The 18,171-nt window shown below is 66.2% G+C and carries 16 protein-coding genes; 6 read left to right on the top strand and 10 right to left on the bottom strand.

The genetic code is table 11. The annotated features are described in order from the left end of the window. The first annotated feature begins 571 nt into the window (after window positions 1-571). A complete protein-coding gene (locus tag ACZ1JW_RS18280; RefSeq protein WP_465143111.1) occupies window positions 572-1,810 on the top strand; it encodes a replication initiator protein A in 1,239 nt (412 codons plus the stop codon). Between the two features lie 439 nt (window positions 1,811-2,249). On the opposite strand, the gene ACZ1JW_RS18285 is transcribed toward ACZ1JW_RS18280, so the two are convergent. The 6 genes from ACZ1JW_RS18285 to ACZ1JW_RS18310 all read right to left on the bottom strand — a co-directional run bounded on the left by ACZ1JW_RS18285 (window position 2,250) and on the right by ACZ1JW_RS18310 (window position 8,311). Beyond that, window positions 2,250-3,266, bottom strand: a complete 1,017-nt coding sequence (locus tag ACZ1JW_RS18285) for a hypothetical protein (protein WP_465143059.1) — start codon at window positions 3,264-3,266, stop codon at window positions 2,250-2,252. An 81-nt stretch (window positions 3,267-3,347) separates the two neighbouring features. Beyond that, window positions 3,348-3,947 carry a hypothetical protein gene (locus ACZ1JW_RS18290; protein ID WP_465143060.1) on the bottom strand — a complete coding sequence of 200 codons (600 nt, stop codon included), beginning with the start codon at window positions 3,945-3,947 and terminating at the stop codon, window positions 3,348-3,350. A 15-nt stretch (window positions 3,948-3,962) separates the two neighbouring features. Further along, window positions 3,963-4,982, bottom strand: a complete 1,020-nt coding sequence (locus ACZ1JW_RS18295; protein WP_465143061.1) for a hypothetical protein — start codon at window positions 4,980-4,982, stop codon at window positions 3,963-3,965. A gap of 110 nt (window positions 4,983-5,092) precedes the next feature. Next, window positions 5,093-6,103 carry a cyanophycinase gene (locus ACZ1JW_RS18300; protein WP_465143062.1) on the bottom strand — a complete coding sequence of 337 codons (1,011 nt, stop codon included), beginning with the start codon at window positions 6,101-6,103 and terminating at the stop codon, window positions 5,093-5,095. A gap of 208 nt (window positions 6,104-6,311) precedes the next feature. Continuing rightward, window positions 6,312-7,859, bottom strand: a complete 1,548-nt coding sequence (locus tag ACZ1JW_RS18305; RefSeq protein ID WP_465143063.1) for a flavin monoamine oxidase family protein — start codon at window positions 7,857-7,859, stop codon at window positions 6,312-6,314. Then, window positions 7,856-8,311 carry a RidA family protein gene (locus tag ACZ1JW_RS18310; protein WP_465143064.1) on the bottom strand — a complete coding sequence of 152 codons (456 nt, stop codon included), beginning with the start codon at window positions 8,309-8,311 and terminating at the stop codon, window positions 7,856-7,858. The genes ACZ1JW_RS18305 and ACZ1JW_RS18310 overlap by 4 nt, the downstream gene beginning before the upstream one ends. Window positions 8,312-8,629: 318 nt before the next feature. Here ACZ1JW_RS18310 and ACZ1JW_RS18315 point away from each other — a divergent pair, with 318 nt between their 5' ends. After that, window positions 8,630-8,950 (top strand): endonuclease domain-containing protein, encoded by a 321-nt coding sequence (locus ACZ1JW_RS18315; RefSeq protein WP_465143065.1) that lies wholly within the window; start codon window positions 8,630-8,632, stop codon window positions 8,948-8,950. Between the two features lie 118 nt (window positions 8,951-9,068). Here ACZ1JW_RS18315 and ACZ1JW_RS18320 read toward each other — a convergent pair whose 3' ends face one another. Continuing rightward, window positions 9,069-10,688, bottom strand: coding sequence for a GMC family oxidoreductase (locus tag ACZ1JW_RS18320; protein WP_465143066.1), 1,620 nt, complete (start codon window positions 10,686-10,688; stop codon window positions 9,069-9,071). 125 nt (window positions 10,689-10,813) lie between these two features. Between ACZ1JW_RS18320 and ACZ1JW_RS18325 the strand changes: the two genes are divergently transcribed. Genes ACZ1JW_RS18325 through ACZ1JW_RS18335 form a run of 3 tightly spaced genes read left to right on the top strand, consistent with a single transcriptional unit; the run spans window position 10,814 to window position 12,986 of the window. Next, window positions 10,814-11,200: a C-glycoside deglycosidase beta subunit domain-containing protein gene (locus tag ACZ1JW_RS18325; protein WP_465143067.1), complete on the top strand. Its 387-nt coding sequence runs from the start codon at window positions 10,814-10,816 to the stop codon at window positions 11,198-11,200. 13 nt (window positions 11,201-11,213) lie between these two features. Next, window positions 11,214-12,212, top strand: coding sequence for a sugar phosphate isomerase/epimerase family protein (locus ACZ1JW_RS18330; RefSeq protein ID WP_465143068.1), 999 nt, complete (start codon window positions 11,214-11,216; stop codon window positions 12,210-12,212). A gap of 3 nt (window positions 12,213-12,215) precedes the next feature. Further along, the gene (locus ACZ1JW_RS18335; RefSeq protein WP_465143069.1) at window positions 12,216-12,986 is read left to right on the top strand and encodes a TIM barrel protein; all 771 of its coding nucleotides are present in this window, start codon (window positions 12,216-12,218) and stop codon (window positions 12,984-12,986) included. 259 nt (window positions 12,987-13,245) lie between these two features. Here ACZ1JW_RS18335 and ACZ1JW_RS18340 read toward each other — a convergent pair whose 3' ends face one another. The 3 genes from ACZ1JW_RS18340 to ACZ1JW_RS18350 form a co-directional block, all read right to left on the bottom strand. Further along, window positions 13,246-14,709 carry a glycerol kinase gene (locus ACZ1JW_RS18340; RefSeq protein WP_465143070.1) on the bottom strand — a complete coding sequence of 488 codons (1,464 nt, stop codon included), beginning with the start codon at window positions 14,707-14,709 and terminating at the stop codon, window positions 13,246-13,248. Next, a complete protein-coding gene (gene glpD / locus ACZ1JW_RS18345; RefSeq protein WP_465143071.1) occupies window positions 14,706-16,196 on the bottom strand; it encodes a glycerol-3-phosphate dehydrogenase in 1,491 nt (496 codons plus the stop codon). The genes ACZ1JW_RS18340 and glpD overlap by 4 nt, the downstream gene beginning before the upstream one ends. Window positions 16,197-16,360: 164 nt before the next feature. Next, a complete protein-coding gene (locus ACZ1JW_RS18350; protein ID WP_465143072.1) occupies window positions 16,361-17,275 on the bottom strand; it encodes an aldo/keto reductase in 915 nt (304 codons plus the stop codon). A 150-nt stretch (window positions 17,276-17,425) separates the two neighbouring features. On the opposite strand from ACZ1JW_RS18350, the gene ACZ1JW_RS18355 reads away from it, so the two are divergent. Then, the gene (locus ACZ1JW_RS18355; RefSeq protein WP_465143073.1) at window positions 17,426-17,947 is read left to right on the top strand and encodes a TspO/MBR family protein; all 522 of its coding nucleotides are present in this window, start codon (window positions 17,426-17,428) and stop codon (window positions 17,945-17,947) included. The last annotated feature ends 224 nt before the right edge of the window (window positions 17,948-18,171 follow it).

Genomic DNA, 18,171 nt, shown 5'->3' on the forward strand with positions numbered 1-18,171 from the left:
GGATGGGCCTTCGACAGGCTCAGGCTGAGCGGGTTCGGGTTGGACGGGTTCAGGGGTTTCCCGCAACAAAGTCCGTTCGTCCTGAGCTTGTCAAAGGACGCCACACACCACCTGACTTCATGCGTGTTTCCCTGGGGAAACACAGCGAAGCAAAGTTCGGCATCGCCAATCGCTTTGCCGCGAGGAGCCTTCGACGGGCCCAGGCTGAGCGGATTTCGGGAGTGGGAGCGAGGTACATCAGAGTCGCAGCTCTGTTCAAACCACCCACCTCCGCTCATCCTGAGCTTGTCAAAGGATGCCACGCGCCAACTGCCGCACAGAGTGTTTCCCCGGGGAAACATCACGGAACACGGCACAGGCCTCGCTACAGACTCACCCCATTCCCCAACCCTTCTGCCTGTTTAGCTACGCAGAACTTCACTTCGCTACGTTTCCCCGGGGAAACAAGCCGAAGGCGCGTTCGGCGAAGCCAAACACGCTCGAAAGCCCCCTCCCCTTGACCCGCGCCAGCACATCCAGATCCGCATCGTCCGGCGAGCAGTTCGACCTGTTCCTGCCCTATGTGGCGGACATGCCGATGCGCGATCAGCGCGAGATGATGGAGCGGCCGTTCTTCAGCCTCGCCAAGTCGAAGCGCGTCAAGCCGATCGACTACACCTCGCCCGACGGCAAGCTGTGGGTCCACGTCTCGGCCAGCCCCGAATATGGCATGGCGACGATCTGGGATGCCGACATCCTGATCTATTGCGCGAGCGTGCTGGCCGACATGGCGCGGCGCGGGGTGAACGATGTGCCGCGCAAGCTGCATCTCATGCCCTACGACCTGCTCCGCGCCATCGGCAGGCCGACCACGGGCCGCGCCTACGAACTGCTCGGGCAATCGCTCGACCGGTTGGTGGCGACGACGATCAAGACCAACATCCGTGCGGAGAACAGGCGCGAGGCGACCTTCTCCTGGCTCGATGGCTGGACGCAGCTGGTCGATGAAAAGACCGAACGTTCACGCGGCATGACCATCGAGCTGTCCAACTGGTTCTGGGAAGGCGTGATGATGAAGGGCGGCGTGCTCTCCATCGACCGCGCCTATTTCAACATCACCGGCGGGCGCGAGCGCTGGCTCTACAAGGTGGCGCGCAAGCATGCGGGCGGGGCAGGGGAAGAGGGCTTTGCCATCTCCATGCCGACGCTGTTCGAGAAATCCGGTGCGGAAGGCGAATACCGCCGCTTCAAGTTCGAGATCCTCAAGCTCGCCGAAAAGGACGCGCTGCCGGGCTACGGCCTCAGCGTCGAGACCGCCAAGGGTGGCGAACCGATGCTGCGGATGCGCCGGATCGACGGCAAGGACGGGGCCGAACGGGCGCTGCCACGCGGAGAGGAGGGCGGGGCTGGCATCCTTCGACAGGCTCAGGATGAGCGGACGTTGTTCGAGCCAGACCCTGAACCCGCACGGCCCGCACCTGCCCCCGAATACGATCAGCCTGAGCTTGTCGAAGGCCCATCGCGCAAGAGTGTTTCCCCGGGGAAACACTCGCGCCAAGACTCCGCCAAAGCCGAAACCGTCGATGCATCCGCACTGATCCGGCGCGCGGTGGCGGGCTTAAGCGATACGGCGACGCGCGGGTTCATGACCGACGAGACCATCAAAACCCTGCGCGCCACGTGCCCCGGCTGGGACCTTCACGCGCTCCACGCCGAGTTCGAGAAGTGGGTCAACGCAGATGCCGCGCGGCTTCCGGCCAACTGGCAGAAGGCCTTCATCGGCTTCGTCAAGCGCCACCACGAGAAGCACGGCCACACGCTGCGGCGCTGATGCCGTAGGGCCTGCGTTCGCAAAATGTCGTTTCCGAAAGCCGCGCCGTTCCCGAAGTGTCGGGCGCATTTTGCCGTTGATCCCTGCCTGTTCCAACGCGCTCGCGCTTTCCACAGAATTTGAACGTCCTTGTTGGAGTTCTGTTGGAAAGTGATTCAATCGCAGGTGCCCAAACACCGCATTTCCGGACCGTCGATACATCAGGAACGCCGATATCCGGACCTTCGACACTCCGGGAACGATGCTTCGACCTTTCAGGAACGCTTCTTCGACCTTTCAGGAACACAGGGCCGATACTTCGGGAACGCAAGGTTTGGCGCGAATCGCCGGAACATCGCGAGTCGGAGACGCCAGCGGGGCGCTTAACTTTTCTAACTACCTATAAAAGCCTCTAACAGCGCAGGAAGCTTCGCTTGTTTCGGGATAAGGGGAGAAGGCGTCAGTCCTCGACCGCAATGCCCAGCTTGCGCAGACGATCCTCGATATCGGCCATCTCGCTGTCGAACGACTGGAGGATCGCTTCGACCTCGGGCGCAGGGGTCGAAACCGAAGGCGGACGCCCGCGTTCGGCGCTGCGCAGGCCGAGGGATATGGCGATATCGGGCGCGACGTAAGTCCGCCAGGAACCGCGGCCGGAGACTTCGGCGAGGAGCCCCAGGGCGGTGGCGCGTTCGAGCAGCTTGCCTGCGCCCGAGACGGTGAGCCCCGTCAGCGGAGCGAGGCTGCGGGCGGCGAGGCAGGGACGGGCGAGAGCAATCCGGCCGAGGTCTGCGAGCTTCCCGGGGCGGTGCTCAGCGGCGATGGCGCGGGCAGTGCGGCGCGCGGTAGCTTCAAGCCGGTCAAGGCGCTCCAGACCGTCCTCAGCCTGCTTCCTGACGGTCCTGAGCAGGCGGCGCAGGAGCACAGGGCGCGGGTCCATGGCGAAGCGCTGGGCGGCGTCTCCGGGGACCACGCAGGGCAGGGCGGTGCGGGTGAGGCCGATGCGGCGCAAGGTCATTGAGAAGGCGAGCCACGGGGCCACGGTGCGGTCCGCGCGCGCGGCGGCGTCGAGCAGGTGGAGCGCGCGGATCAGGGCAGGGGCCTCGCGCCAGCCAGCGGGCGGATCGAAGGTGAAGGGCAGGCCATCGGCCCAGTGGCGGCCATCGGGTTCGGTGAGGAGGGCGGCCCATGACTCGTAGGCGGCGAAGGGTTCGTCCTCGGTGCGGACGAGGGCGCGGCCGGGGAGGCGCAGGCCGCAGCGCTCGGCAATAATGTCGATTTCCTCGACCGGCGACTGCTGCAGCGCAAGCGCGGCTGCATAGCCTGCCCACGAGGCGCGCAGGAGCCAGGCTGGGCGCAAGGGACTGGCTGAAACGCGGGCGTCCAGACGCGCCAGTGCGGCGGATGCCTCCGCCAGACTGTCGGCCAGCGCGGGCGTCCAGGCAATTGCGGTGAGGGGGAGGGGAGGGGTGGCCACGGACAGGATTATAGACTGAAAGCCCCCTTTCAGTCCACGTGCTTTGATGGCCTTTGGGGGCAGTGCCCAGTGAGAAAAGCCTCAGCCTGCCGGCGCGGCGGGGCGGCGACCTTTCTGGCGCCCGTTGTAGACGACGAAGGAGCCCACTGCCACGGCAAAGAACACGAAGATCAGCACCCAGGTCACGACAAGGGCGGTCTGGATGTTGGAGATGCTCGACGCGGTCCAGACCTGACCGGGATCGTTGTCTGCGCTGGTCAGCAGCCACTGGTAATCGCCGGGGCATTGCGAGGTTGCGTCGATCTCCTCCATGCTTCGGGCGAGCTTTGCGACCAGCGGCTTCCAGCCGCAGCCCAGCACCAGCGGTTGCTCGATCGTCGGCACCGAGACGACGAACTTCATGTGCAGATAGACCTGCGCCAGCAGGGCAAGCGCGAACGCCGTGGTCCCGCCGATGAACACCCGGGCAAAGCCCTTGCGGGTGCGCGGCAGGAACATGAACAGCATGGCCACGGTGAGGAAGGTCAGGGTTGCGGTGACGAACGAGAGGTCATCGGCGCCCGGCGGGGCAAGGCCCGAGGCCGCACCGATGATCGGGGCAATCGCAGCCCCGGTGGCGGCAAGTGCGCCCACGGTGCCAAACTGCTTGAACAGGTCTTGAAAGCGTTCGAGCGGCGTCATGGCTTTGGCCTTGTTCTATTCCCCGAGATCGATGGGACGGGGCAGCAGGTTGAGGTTCAAGGTGCCCTGCCTTGGTGCCGCGCCGGGTCGTTCCATGTAGTAGCGGTAACGGACACCGGTGAGGCTCATGCCCTGCCCGTAGAGCCTCTGCCCGCCGCACGACGGGCTATAGGGCGCCTTCGTCTTCATCTCGCAGATACGGGCAGTGAGTTCCGGTGCGATCCAGACCGCTGCGCCGACGGGCACCTTGAAGCCTATCGGCGCAATTGCGGCCGCATAATAGACCGGAGGGGGTGGCGGTGGCGGCGGCGGGGGTGGCAGGGGCGGCGGCGGTACGGGGCCGTCCGAGGCTTTCCACTTTGCCACGGTTGCCTGATACCTTTCGGCGTCCTGCGCATAAGTGCCGCGCTGGGTGGGCGGGCAGAACGGTTCGAACACCGCGATGCGCTGCGTGAGCTTGCCAGCTTCGAACGCGGACTGGAGTGCGGCGTTGAGCGTCTTGAGCGCCGGGTCGGGCTGATCGCGGTTCCACGAGGACCCGGCGCGCACGCCAAGCTTTGCTGGCGCAAGCCCGGCAGCCGTGGTGGCGTCCAGCCCCCTGGCGACCAGCGCCTGACGGATCAGCGCGGTTTCGGCAGCGGCCCTCATGTCGGCCGACCATTCGCCTTTGTTCATCCAGTCGACCGCGAAAGCCTCAGGCGTGCATTGCGACAGGTAGAGCACTTCGACCGTGCCGGTGGAGGGGAAGCCGGCGGGGATCTGGCCGCTGTACCACGTTGTCCTTGCGGCCTTTTCCCACTTCGTATCGTCCGCGAGATAGGGCTTCACGTAGATCGAAGCCTGCTCCGCCTTGAACGCCGGGGCAGGGGTGTTGCGCGCCACTTCGGGTGCGAGCACGGCGACCATGGCTTCGAATTCGCTCAGTTCCGTGGCCGGTTCGGGCGGCTTTTCCTGTGCGGATGCGGTGACGGGGAGGCCCCCGCACAACGCAAGCGCGATCGCCATGCCGCAGGCCGTGCGCGTGATCGCCGTCATGTCTCGTCCCCCTGTTGCCGACTCTGCAAAGTGCCGACATCGGCGGCAGTTTACGGGCGATGGTCGATCATGCCAGCGACGAATGTTGCAGCATTGGTGTGATCCAGGTTTCACTCGCGCGGGGCGACATTTCCGCGCGACAGGCGGACGAGCTTTCCGCCCGTGACCTGATACAGCCGACGATCCAGCGGCGCATCGACCCGGCCCGAGGGCAGGTGGACGACCGAACCGCGACCGGCGAGCGTGACGGTGACGGGCGGGCTTTCGAGCGGGGCGCCGGGCGTGGTGGTGCGCAGGGGCGTGCCATCGACGATCCATGCCGCTCCGTCCGGGTGGGGGGTGGCGAGGCGGGCGGTGCCGTCAGGTTCGACCATGAGGGCGGCGTCCTCGTCTATGCCGAGGCCGATCATCGGCTTGCCGGTCAGGCCTTGCGCCTTGGCGAGGAAGGCGAGCAGGCGGCCCTGGCGGTCGCGCTGGGCGAAGTGGCTTTCGGTGATGACGCCCGACAGGGGGGCGAGGTGGAGGAAATCGCGCTCTATGGTGACGCCGGGGCCGAAGGGGCCGGCAAGGGCCTGCTCGCTGGTGATCGAGTTGCCGTCCATCGCGCCGTAGAGCGCCTCGCCCAGCACCGCGAGACCGGCGCTGGTGCCGCCCAGGGGCTTGCCCGCCGCGACATGGGCATCGAGCAGGCGGGTGACTTGCGTGCCGCCCCAGAACCGCACGTAGCGCGCCTGATCGCCGCCTGCGATGAAGATGGCATCGGCGCGGGCGAGGCTGGCGAGGACGGCGGGATCGGCGCTCTGGCTGCGGGCGTGGAAGACGAGCACTTCGACCGAGGCGGGGCCATTGGCGGTGCGGAAGAATTCCTCGCCCATATCCTTGCCGTAGGACGCGCTGATGATCACCACGTGTCCGCGCGCAGCCTTGGCGAAGAACCACTGGAGCGCGGTGGCGTCACGCTTGCCGCCGCCCATGAGGAGCAGGCCGGGGGCAGGGCGGCCGGTGGTGGGGGAGGCGACATCGCCGAAGGTGTAGCGCTCGAGCGGGCGTTCGCTCTCCTGCGCGCGGGCAGGGAGGGTGGCGAGGAACAGCGAGAGGACGAGGGCGATGAGGCGCGGCATTCGCGCATCCTAAGGCTGTCGGGCTCGGGGACAATGGCGGTGGCCAACAAAGGTGGCGGGTAGCGGGGGTGGCCACCGTATTGACCGTAATCCCGCTGCCCTGGTGGCGCGTGGGTGACGAAGAAAAGCGGGGTCCCGGATCAGGTCCGGGACGACGGTGCGTTTTGGGGTGGGTTGCTCGGGAAGCTTCTATTGCATGGGGAGTGGTTCAAGCTGTGACGCGGTCGGCTGCGGTGCGCTCTCTCAGGAGTTTCATCGCTTCGTAGGACGAGAGGATTGCGCCTTCCTGCCAGAAGGGGACGTAGCTGAGGTGTTCGCCGGCGAAGAAGATGCGGCCTTCGGGTTTGCATAGCTCGAGATAGTCGGTCTTGCGCTGTTCGTCGGCCCAAAGGCAGCCGACGCCGCCGCTGTAGCGGGTCTCGTTCCATGCGACGGTGAGCGGCTTGGTCAGCAGTTTCGATTTGCCCGGGTGCATGCGCTCGATCACGTCGCGCGAGATGGCGAAGCGTTCGGCGTGGGCCATGTGGGTGAAGGCGACGGAATTGGGGCGGCCGCCATAGGTATAGGCGCCCATCAGGATGCCCCTGGCGCTGTTCCACCCGCCGCTGGGATACCAGACGAGGGTGTTTGCGGCATCGGTCCAGGCAAGGCCGCCGTAGATGCCTTCCTCCTCCCAGAAGCGCGGGGCTTCCCATGCGACCTTGGCCGATGGGATATAGGTGGCATTGGCGAGCGATGTGGTTTTTGCAGCGCTGAATTCGTTGGTCAGCTTGGCCACGTAATTGGCGGGCAGGGTGCACAGGCAGTAGTCCGCCGTGACGGGTGCGGCCCCTGCCAGCGTGACGGTGACGCCGCGATCCGAATTGCGCAGGCCGGTGACCACCGTGTTCAGCCGGACGCGGTCTTTGATCTTGTCGTAAAGCGCATGGGCGATGCGATCCATTCCGCCGACGGGCTGGAACATCGGGGCCTGCTGGTCGAAGGTTTCCTCGAACACGGCAGGCGCGCCCCAATCGCCGTGTTTCATCAGCTGGTCGAGCGTGAGCGGATCGAGCACTTTGCCCGGATCGTCATAGCCGCCGGGGAGCCGGCTGTATCCGGCGCGGTCCGAGCCCTTGTAGCTGCCGCCTTCGGACAATGCGCCCCAGTCGGTCAGGTAGGCGCGCAGCATCTCCTTGTCGGTGGCGGTCAATTCCCGGTCCAGCGCGCCGCGATCGATCGACTTGGCGAGCAGTTCGGCGATATGGCCGCGCGTATCGTTGACGGCGCGGCGCTGCGACACGGTCTCGCCGCCCGCATCGACCACGGCGGAGCGGTTGACGTTGACCATGACTTCGAGGGGCACGCCAAGTTCGCGGGCATAGTGGAACACGGCGTGATGTTCGGTGGGCAGGCGGGCCGCGCCGGCGTTCATGTAAAGCCCGTCGTCGAACTGGCAGAGCTGGTCGGCGCGACCGTCCTGCACGACGCGGTCACCGCCGCGGATGGTCCAGACCCGGCCGCCGATGCGGTCCCGCGCCTCGAGGATGGTGACGGCGTAGCCTGCCTTGATCAGTTCGTACCCGGCGGTCAGCCCGGCGATGCCTGCGCCGAGGATTGCCACCGATTTGCCCTTTCCCGATCCGGCAGGCAGTTCAGGTACGTCGGCAAAGGCGCTGGGCATCGACAGCAGGCCCAAGGCGCGCATCGAGAGGAAGGCTGCGCTGTATCCTCCCGCTTTGCCCATCGCCTCGAGAAAGGCGCGGCGCGAGGTCACTTGGTCAGGACCTTGGCGGCCTGGACTTCGATTTCGACAAGGAATTGCGGGGCGGCGAGCGCTGCGACTTCGACCGTCACGCGCGCGGGCTTGTTGGGCTGTTCGGGGGTGCCGAACATCTCCTTGTAGGCCTTCATCATGCCGGCAAAGTCCATGGCCTTGGCGCCCGGCGGGGCGACGAGATAGACGCGCATCATCACGACGTCCTGCGGCCCCATGCCTTGCGCGGCGAGCCCTTCGGCAAGGCGCTTGAGCACCGAGCGGGTCTGGGTTTCGGTATCGCCGTAGCGCTCGACGCTGCCAGCGGGGGCGGCCATGTTCGATTCTGCGGCAAGCGCGCCGCTGATATAGACTGTGGTGGCCCCCGGCGGCACGGCGACGCTGGCGGCAATGGGCGAGGTTTCAGGCGCGATGCGCGTGATCTGCGCCATGGCCGGGCTGGCGGGCGACATGAGGCATGCAATCAATGCGAACGACGCGGATGCAATTCGTGCTCTCATGAGAACCCCCTGATGCCCAGTTGGCGCAAGGTCTCATGGATTGCTGCGAACTACAATGTCGGGAGGCCGTCCTTTTTCTTTGGCCCCTCCGTCGGCCCTGCGGGCTGCCACCTCCCCATTTGTCCTCTCGAAAAAATGGGGAGGGTTTGGTCAGAATGGCGTTACTTCTCCTTGATCCTCCCCGTTTTTGCGGAGCACAAACGGGGAGGTGGCATTTGCGCCAGCAAATGACGGAGGGGGCCTTTGCCAAGGCCGAGGCAGGAGCGGAACGTGGCGCTCGCGCGCAAGTTGCGCGGGGGACCTTCAATGCCCGAGGCGATGTTGTGGCAGCGGTTGCGGCTTGGTGAGTTGAAGTTTCGAAGGCAGCATCCGCTTGGGCGCTATGTGCTGGATTATTACTGCGCACAGGCGCGCGTCTGCATCGAGATCGACGGGATTGCACATGATATGGGCGGTCAGGGCCTGCGAGACGAGGCTCGTGATGCCTGGCTTAGGGCGCAGGGAATCACCGTGCTGCGGGTGCCCGCAGCGGATGTGCTGCGGGATGTCGATGGGGTTGCCGAGGTGATCGTGCGGTTCTTTTTGGGGTGACGTTGGATTTCCCCTCCGTCAGCCCTGTGGGCTGCCACCTCCCCATTTGTGCTCCGCAAAAACGGGGAGGGTTCTGGATGGCTACTTGATCAGCGCGGAGCGCTGACGGTGGGGCTTGTTATCCCGCATCCTCGAGGATCATCTCCGCCGCGCGTTCGGCGACGGCCATGGCGGGGCCGTTGGTGTTGCCGGAGACGGGGGTGGGCATGATCGAGCAGTCGACCACGCGTAAATGCCCGATGCCGTGGACGCGGGTGCGGGCGTCGGTGACGGAGGTGGCTTCATCGGTGCCCATGGCGCAGGTGCCGGTGCCGTGGAGGCCGACTTCGACCATTTTCGCCAGCTCGGCAAGGATCGCGGCTTCGTCCTGAATGTCGGGGCCGGGCATGCGTTCGGTGCCGATGAAGGGCTTCAAGGGCTCGGACGCGGCGATGGCGCGGAACAGGCGGAACAATTCGAGGCTCTTGGCCTTGTCGGATGGGTCGGACCAGATCGCGGCGTCGGCGACGGGGGCGTCGCGGTAATTCGGCGAGGTCAGGCGGATCGAGCCGCGGCTCTTGGGGCGCAGGTGGTAGCCCGAGAAGGTCAGGCCGGGGTTGGGGGTGAGGGGGCTGCCGGGGCGGGCGGCCATCTCGTTCACGGTGCGCATGGCAAAGGGCGCGGCGGCGACCTGGAGGTCGGGCCAGTCCTTGTCGGTGCCCTCGCTGGCGTAGAGGCCGGTGAGTGGCATGCCGACGCGGGCGAGGTGGCCGGTGCCGGTGAGGAAGTATTGCAGCGCGTTGCGATAGAGCCGCCAGCCGAAGAATTCGCGGTTGGTGCCGGGGTGGTTGGTCAGGTCGAACGAGACGCCGAACTTGGTGTGATCGGACAGGTTGCGGCCAACCATCGGCAGGTCCTTGATCACCGGGATGCCAAGGTCGTTCAGCGCTGCGCCAGCGCCGATGCCCGAGAGCTGGAGCAGGTGCGGCGAGCCATAGACGCCTGCTGAAAGGATAACTTCGCGCCGCGCAGTGTGGATGCGCTCTTCACCGTGGGCGTGGGTAACGACGCCGGTGGCGCGGCCCTGCTCGATCACCACGCGCGAGACGGCGGTGTGCTGGGCGATGGTGAGGTTGCGGCGCGTCAGGATCGGCATGACGAAAGCCTTGTAGGCACTTTCGCGCACGCCCTTGCGGTCCACGGTATATTGGCTGCGGCCGACGCCCTGCTTGCCGGGGGTGGTGATGTCATCGAGCCAAGGCATGCCTTGCGCTTCAAAGCCTGCGGCAAGCGCGTCGAACACCGGCGACTGGTAGGTGGAAGCGGTGACCTGCAGCTCGCCGCCGTGGCCGCGACCGGGGTGGGCTCCGGGGTCGCGGTAGTCCTCGAACTTGCGGTAGCAGCGGGCGATGTCGGACCAGCCCCAGCCGGGAAGGCCCTGCGCGGTCCAGCTGTCGAAATCCTTCGGCATGCCGGTGAGATACCAGGTGCCATTGATCGCCGAGGAGCCGCCGAGGCCGCGCCCATAAGTATGGATGCCGGCGCGCATGCCTTCGCGCGGCTCGGTCTGGTAAACGCGGAAATAGTCAGGGTTGCCCATGATCTTGATGAAGCCGCCGGCCATCTTGATGAAGGGATGCTGGTTGTCGCCACCGTCCTCGATCAGGAGGACGCGGTTGCGCGGATCGGCGCTGAGGCGGTTGGCCAGAACGCAGCCTGCCGAGCCTGCGCCGACGATGATGTAATCGAATTCCGCCATGACCCCTTGGCACCCGCCCTCAAATTAAAATAGAACTGAAGTTCGGTTTTTATCTGCCGGGCGCTTGACCGCGTGTCAAGCAATGATTAGAAGAACAATTCTAATTGAAGGCGGGAGAGCGAGACGTGCTGCCAGTCGAACGGGTGATCGGGGAAGAAGGGCTTGCCGCCACGGCGGGTGGGCTGAAGCTGGCGATGCGCCTGCCGTGGTATCGCTCGCTGCCGTTCTCGGTGGTCGAGGTCGGGCCGTTGACCATCGATGGAAAGGCTGTGGATCTTTCGGATGCGCGCATTTCCTACGAAGGCGAGGAATGGGCGCTTTCCGACAATGGCGAGCGCGTGGACACCTTCTGGTTCGTGCGCGATTCGGCGTTCCTGGTGCTGCCATCGCTGAACGCCAACGCGGGTTCGACCCATGAGGTCTCGCTCAACCTGTTCGTCAGCCCGCCCTACATTCCCGGCATGAAGCGGACCAATCCGCAGACGTCGACCCTCACCGTCGCTGCTGCCTGAGAGGATTTGCACAATGTCTAACACCGCAACCGGCCCGCAGACTGGCGTCACGCTCTATTCGTTCACCAACGAGTTCCTGACCCGTCAGTTCGAACTCGATACGCTGCTGGCTGAAGTCGCCAAGCGCGGGCTTGGGCCGAACATCGAGATCATCGGCTTCCAGAGCTTCCGCGAATTTCCGGACGTTTCGGACAAGTTTGCCGAAGAATTCAAGCAGATGATCGCCGAGACGGGGCTGAACCCGGTTTCGTGCGCGATCAACTCGGACCGCTTCCTCAAGCCCGGCCAGCAGCCAATCGAGGATGCGGCGCTGGTGGAATATCACAAGCGCCAGCTGCGCTCGGCCAAGAAGATGGGCTTTTCGCTGGTCCGCTACCAGTTCGCGCTGCCGGTGCACCTGCTGCCCGAAATCGCGCCTTATGCCGAAGAGCTGGATATTCGCATGGGCGTGGAAGTGCACGCGCCGATGTGGGCGGGGCACCCCGCCGTGCAGGCCTATGGCGAGATGTATGACAAGCTGGACACGCCGTATCTGGGCTGGATTCCCGACTTCGGCGGCACGGCGAGCCGTATCCCGGAATCGATGCTCGACGCCGCGCGCGCCAAGGGGGCCAAGGAGGACCTGCTCGACAAGCTGAAAGAGGTCTGGCTGGAAGGTGGCATGAGCCACGAGAAGGCCGGGCGCTTGCGCGAATGGGCCGTGGCGAAGGGCCACGGGCCGATGGAGATTCAGGCGGCGTGCCTTGCGTTCTTCATCCTCTCCAACCATGATCCCAAGAGCTGGGCCGCGCTGGTCGACCGCACGATCCACATCCACGGCAAGTTCTATGGCGTGAGCGAGGATCTGGTCGAGGAAGCGATCGACTACGACACGATCCTGCCGCTGTTCAAGGACGGCGGGTTCACCGGCACGATGGTCTCCGAATGGGAAGGCCATGCCTATGACACGCGCGATGCCTTCGAGCAGGTCCGCCGCCACCAGGCGATGGCCCGCCGCATCTGGGGGGCTTGAGGCATGGCTTTCGATCTCTCGGTAAATCTCGAATACGGCTTCACCGAAGCGGGCGACAGGATCGAGGACCGCATTGCGGCAGCAGCGGCAGCGGGCTTCCGCAAGGTCGAGCTGTTCCTGCTCAAGGGTCGCGATCTGGGGGCGATCAAGGCGGCGCTGGAGACACATGGCGTCGAACTGGTCAGCACGGTGGCCGACTATGTGACGCAGCTGGTCGATCCTGCCACGCACGAGGGTTTCTGCGAAGTGTTCCGCGAGGCGGCTTCGGCGGCGAAGTCGCTGGGCTGTTCGAACGTGGTGGTGACATCGGGGCGCGGGGTGCCGTGGCTCAAGCGTCCGGTGCAGCTTTCGATCTTTGCCGATGCCCTGCGCAAGCTGGTGCCGATTGCCGAGGAGCTGGACGTCACGATCCTGCTCGAATCCGCCAACACCCGCTTCGATCATCCGGGCGTGCTGTGCTCTACCACGCCGGACAGCGTGGTGGTGGCCGACATGGTCGATCACCCCCGCGTGAAGGTGCTCTACGACCTGTACCACTCGGTGGTGGAAGGCGAGGACCCCGAGGCCGCGCTTTCGGCGGCGATGCATCAGGTGGTGCATGTGCAGGTGGCCGATGCGCCGGGCCGGGGCGAGCCGGGGTCTGGCAAGATCGACTGGCCGGGCGCTTTGGCGATGTTCGAGCGCGTGGGGTACAAGGGCACGGTCGGGCTGGAACTGCAGCCGACGAAGCCTTCGGCCGAGGCGTTCGGGTATATTCGCGGGCTTTGCGCCTAGGCCGCGCTGAAAGTCCCCTCTTCGGGCCCTCTCCTCTGAAGGGGAGAGGGTTAAGGCCGGTGTTGGGAATCGCACACGCATCGTAAAACACCCCCGTCGCCCCGGCGCAGGCCGGGGTCCACAGCGTTGCGGCGTGGCGCGGCGCTGTCGGTGAGGATCGAGGGTGCGGTCAGGATCGCGAGGGTGCGCGCGGGGGAGAGGTCATGGGCCCCGGCCTGCGCCGGGGTGACGGATGTTTTGGGTGGTGTGGGGTGGGCTGTCAGTTGCCTAGTGCCTCGCGCCAGGCAGTGAGGCGGGTGCCTCGGTCTACCTCGGCCATGCGGGGTTCGAAGACGTCGGTGCGGGGGATGAAGGTGCGGGCGGTGGTGAGGTCAGGGAAGAGGCCGGCGCCGATGGCGGCGAGGATTGCCGCGCCCCGCGCCGTCGTCTCGACATCGGTGGGGCGTTCGCAGCGCAGGGCGAGGACGTTGGCGATGTCCTGGGCCAGCCAGTCGTTGGCGCTCATGCCGCCATCGAGGCGCAGCACTTCCCAGCCTGCGCCGTCTGCCGCGTAGGCACGCGCGAGGTCGTGGAAGACGTGGGCGATGGATTCCAGCGCCGCGCGGGTCACGTGGGCGCGGGTGGCGGCGAAGGTCAGGCCGGTGATGCTGGCGCGGGCCTCGGGCTGCCAGTAGGGCGCGCCGAGGCCGGAGAGCGCGGGCACGAAGACCACGCCTGCGCTGTCGGGCACCGAGCGGGCGAGCGCTTCGCTTTCCGCCGAGCTGGAGAGCATGCCGAGGCTGTCGCGCAGCCACTTGATCACGCTGCCCGCCGCGAACACTGAGCCTTCGAGCGCGTATGTGCGCACGCCGCCGAGTTCGCACAGCACGGTGCCGAGCAGGCGGTGGGTGGAGCGTGGCGGCGTGGTGCCCATGTTCGAGAGGATGAACGCGCCGGTGCCGAGCGTGGCCTTGGCTTCTCCCCTGGCGAAGCAACCCTGCCCGATGGTGGCGGCCTGCTGGTCTCCGGCAAGGCCGGTGATGGCGATGGGGGCGCCGAACATTTCAGGCAGGGTGCGGCCGAATGCGCCCGCGCTGGGGACGACTTCGGGGAGGGCGGAGCGGGGCACGCCGAACAGGTCGCACAGGCCTTCGTCCCACGTTTGCCCGACGAGGGGAAAAAGCGAGGTGCGGCTCGCGTTGGAGACGTCGGAGATGTGCAGGCCGCCGGTGAGCTTCCACACCAGCCAGCTTTCCACGGTGCCGAAGGCGAGGCGATCGCCCAGCGCGGCGGCTTCAGGCACGTTGCGCAGGATCCACGCCATCTTGCTGGCGGAGAAATAGGGGTCGAGCAGGAGGCCGGTGGTCTGCTGAATCGCGGCTTCATGGCCTGCATCGCGTAAGGACCGGCATTGCTCTTCAGTGCGACGGTCCTGCCAGACGATGGCGCGGGTGACCGGCTCGCCGGTCTTGCGGTCCCATGCGACGACCGTCTCGCGCTGGTTGGTGACGCCGATCCCGGCGATGTGCGAGGGGCCGCCTGCGCGCTCGACCATGGCGCGGGCGCAGCGCAGGGTGCGTTCCCAGATCTCCGCGGCGTCATGTTCGACAAGGCCGGGGGCGGGGTAATGTTGGGTCAGCTCCTCCTGCGCGAGCGCGAGGACGTCACCGGCTGCGGAATAGAGGATCACGCGCGTGGAGGTGGTGCCTTCGTCCAGCACGAGGATGCATTGGTCATCGCTCATTTCGCGGCATTCTCCCCCATGAAGCGGCGCAGGTTTTCCTGCTGCTGCGGTGACAGGCGCAGGCCAAGCTTGGTGCGCCGCCACAACACGTCTTGTGCCTCCACCGCCCACTCGCGCGCAATCAGGTACTGCACTTCGCGCGCGGTGAGACCGTGGCCGAAGTGCTGGCCGCAATCCTGCAGCCCTTGCGCATCGCCGAGCACTTCAGGCGCCAGCGAGCCGTAGCAGTGGATCAGGCGCTCGGCCCAGGCGGGTTCGAGGAAGGGGTAGCGCGCCTTGAGATCGGCAATGCGGCTGTCCACTTCGTGCACGCCGAAATCGCCGCCGGGGAGCGGTTTGCGGTCGGTCCAGTGCGGGGCGGAGAGGGCTGGAATACGTGTCCCCATGCGGTCCACCGCTTCTTCGGAGAGGGTGCGGAAGGTGGTGATCTTGCCGCCGAAGACCGAGAGGATCGGGGCGCCTTCGTCTTCGGGGCTCAGTTCGAAGCGGTAGCCGCGCGTGGCGGCTTCGGGCTTGCCGGAGCCGTCATCGACGAGGGGGCGGACGCCGGAATAGGTCCAGACGACGTCTTCGGGCCGGACCGGCTTGGCGAAGAACCGGCTGGCGCCTTCGCACAAGTACGCGATCTCCTCGGCGCTGGCGACGATGGGGGTGCCCGGCGTGTGGTCGCGGTCGGTCGTGCCGATCAGGGTGAAGTCATGCTCGTAGGGGATGGCGAAGAAGATGCGGCCATCGGGGAGCTGGAAGAAGTAGGGGTGGGGGTGATCGAACAGTTTGGGCACGACGATGTGCGAGCCGCGCACGAGGCGGATCGACTGGCTGTGCTGCTCGCCGCTGCGATCGAGGATCGAGAGGACCGAGGGACCGGCGGCGTTGATCACCGCGCGCGCGCGGAAAGGCCCGAGCGGTGTTTCGATGCGCCACAGTTCGCTCTCGCGCGTCAGCTTCTCCACCGGGCAGCGGGTGCGGATTTCGGCGCCCTTGTCTGCCGCGTCGCGGGCATTGAGCACGACGAGGCGCGCGTCATCGACCCAGCCATCGGAATAGACGAAGCCGTGGACGAATTCGGGCTTGAGCGGCTTTCCGGCAGGGTGGCGGTCGAGCCGGATCGTCTCGGTCGCGGGCAGGAGGCGGCGCTTGCCGAGGTGGTCGTAGAGGAACAGGCCGAGGCGCAGCAGCCAGCGCGGGCGCAGGCCCTGCACCCACGGCAGGACGAAGCGCATCGGCCAGATGATGTGCGGGGCAATGGCCCAGAGCGTCTCGCGCTCGCCCAGCGCCTCGCGCACCAGGCCGAACTCGTAGTGTTCGAGATAGCGCAGGCCGCCGTGGATCAGCTTGCTGGAATTGGACGAAGTGCCGCTGGCAAGATCGTGCGCCTCGAGCAGCAGGACTGAAGCCCCGCGCCCGGCAGCGTCGCGCGCGATGCCGGTGCCGTTGACGCCGCCGCCGATCACGGCGACGTCGAAGATGGTGTCGTGCTGTGCCAAGGCGCCTTTCCTGTCAGGTGGGGACATTGGCGCTTGGCGGCGGTGACGTCCAGTGGGGAGGGGCAGTGGGGAGGGGCAGTGGAGAGCGGGGAGGATTGGAATGCCCACCCCCGACCCCTCCCGCTTGCGGGAGGGGGGAAGCAAAGCTTGCGGGAGGGGGGAAGTCAGGGGAGCGGCTCGCCCCGCGCCGCGACGAGGACGGCGTACCATTGCGTGCGTGTCCAGCGCACCGAAAGCGCGGCTGCGCCCTCGGCAATGCGCGCTGCCTTTTGCGATCCGATGATCGGCACGATCCCGGCGGGGTGTGCCATGAGCCAGGAATAGGCCGCGACCGTGCGCGAGACGCCCTGCGCGTCGGCCACGGCATCGAGCGCAGAGGCGACGGCCATCTCGCGATCGAGCTTGGGGCCTGCAAGGCGGCCACCGCCGAGCGGCGACCAGGCCATTGGCGTCAGGCCAAGCTGCATCGCCTGATCCAGCTCGCCGTTCTCGAAGCAGGTGATCCGCAGCGGGCTGATCTCGGGCTGGGTCGTTGCCAGCTTTTCACCGAGGAAATGGTTGAGCGCGGCGATCTGGCTTTGCGTGAAGTTGGAGACGCCAAGCGCGCGGACCTTGCCCGAGGCCACGGCGTCGTCGAGCACGCGCGCGGTTTCGTGCGGGTGGGCGAGGATATCCGGGCGGTGGATCTGCCACAGGTCGATCACGTCGGTCTTCAGGCGGCGCAGCGAATCTTCGATGGCCTTGCGCAGGTAATCGGGGCTCTGGTCATAGGGCAGGGGCGGGAGGATGCCGCCCTTGGTGGCCAGAACCATGCGGGTGCGCAGCGCGGGTTCTGCTGCCAGCACATCGCCCAGCAGCGCCTCGGCATCGCCGAAGCCGCCCTTGCCGTCGAAGCCGTAGATGTCTGCCGTGTCGAGGAAGTTGATTCCGGCATCCAGCGCGGCGTGAACCAGCATTGCCGCATCGGCAGCACTGCTCCCGCCTTCGGCAAGCCGCCACATGCCCCACGCAATCGGTGACACGGCAATGCCGGAGGCTCCGAGCGGGCGGAAGGCAGGGGGAAGGGGCAATTCGCTCATGAAGGGGTCCCGTGTTGCGACGCGGCCGATGCTCGTATCATCCATCAGCGCTCAACTGGCCAGCGCCGGGTTGGTGCCCGGCGAAATGCTCCGGAACCAGTGCCCAAATCGCCGGTTGTGCATGTGATGCGGGAAGCCCATAGGCTGGTGATGCCGGAAACACATGTGATCGTAGCCATTGCCTGGGCCATCGTGCTCGGCGGACTTGGCGGAGTGCTGACCAAGATTGGCGCGTGGTACCGCAATTTGCGCAAGCCCCCATGGCAGCCGCCCGACTGGCTGTTCGGCCCGGCATGGACAGTGATCCTCGGCCTTGCGGCATGGGCCATGGTGCTCAGCTGGGAAGGCGCGGGCGATGACTGGGGGCGGCGCGTGATCGTGATGCTCTATGCCGCCAACTTCGTGTTCCACTTCCTGTGGTCGCCGCTGTTCTTCACGCTCAGGCGACCGGACTGGGCGCTGATCGAGGTGGTGCCGCTGTGGCTCTCGGTCTTCGCGCTATGCGTGGTGCTGCGCCAGTTCTCGGTTCTGGCGAGCTGGCTGATCGTGCCCTATCTGGTCTGGGTCAGCTTCGCGGCCTGCCTCAACATCGCCATCGTGCGCCTTAACGGACCGTTCCCGAACGCCGAACCTGCGCCGGAGGAAAGTGAGAGAAATCTTCGCGAGGTGTGAAGTCCCGCACATTCTCGTGCGTCGATCGGCGCTAATACGCCCATGCGACCCGAAGGGCTCTGCCAGTCAGAGTTCCTCAACTTCAAAGGGGCGGCGCGTTCAATCGCGCCGCCCCCTTTTTTGTCTGGGATTCTGCGTCTCTGCGAGAAACATCCTGCAGTGCACCGCCGCTCAACTTTCAGGCGTTCCTTGACAACACCGAGGTCCCCGCATTCGCGGGGACG

Source organism: Novosphingobium sp. BL-A-28-Hi1-0D (genome assembly GCF_055521755.1).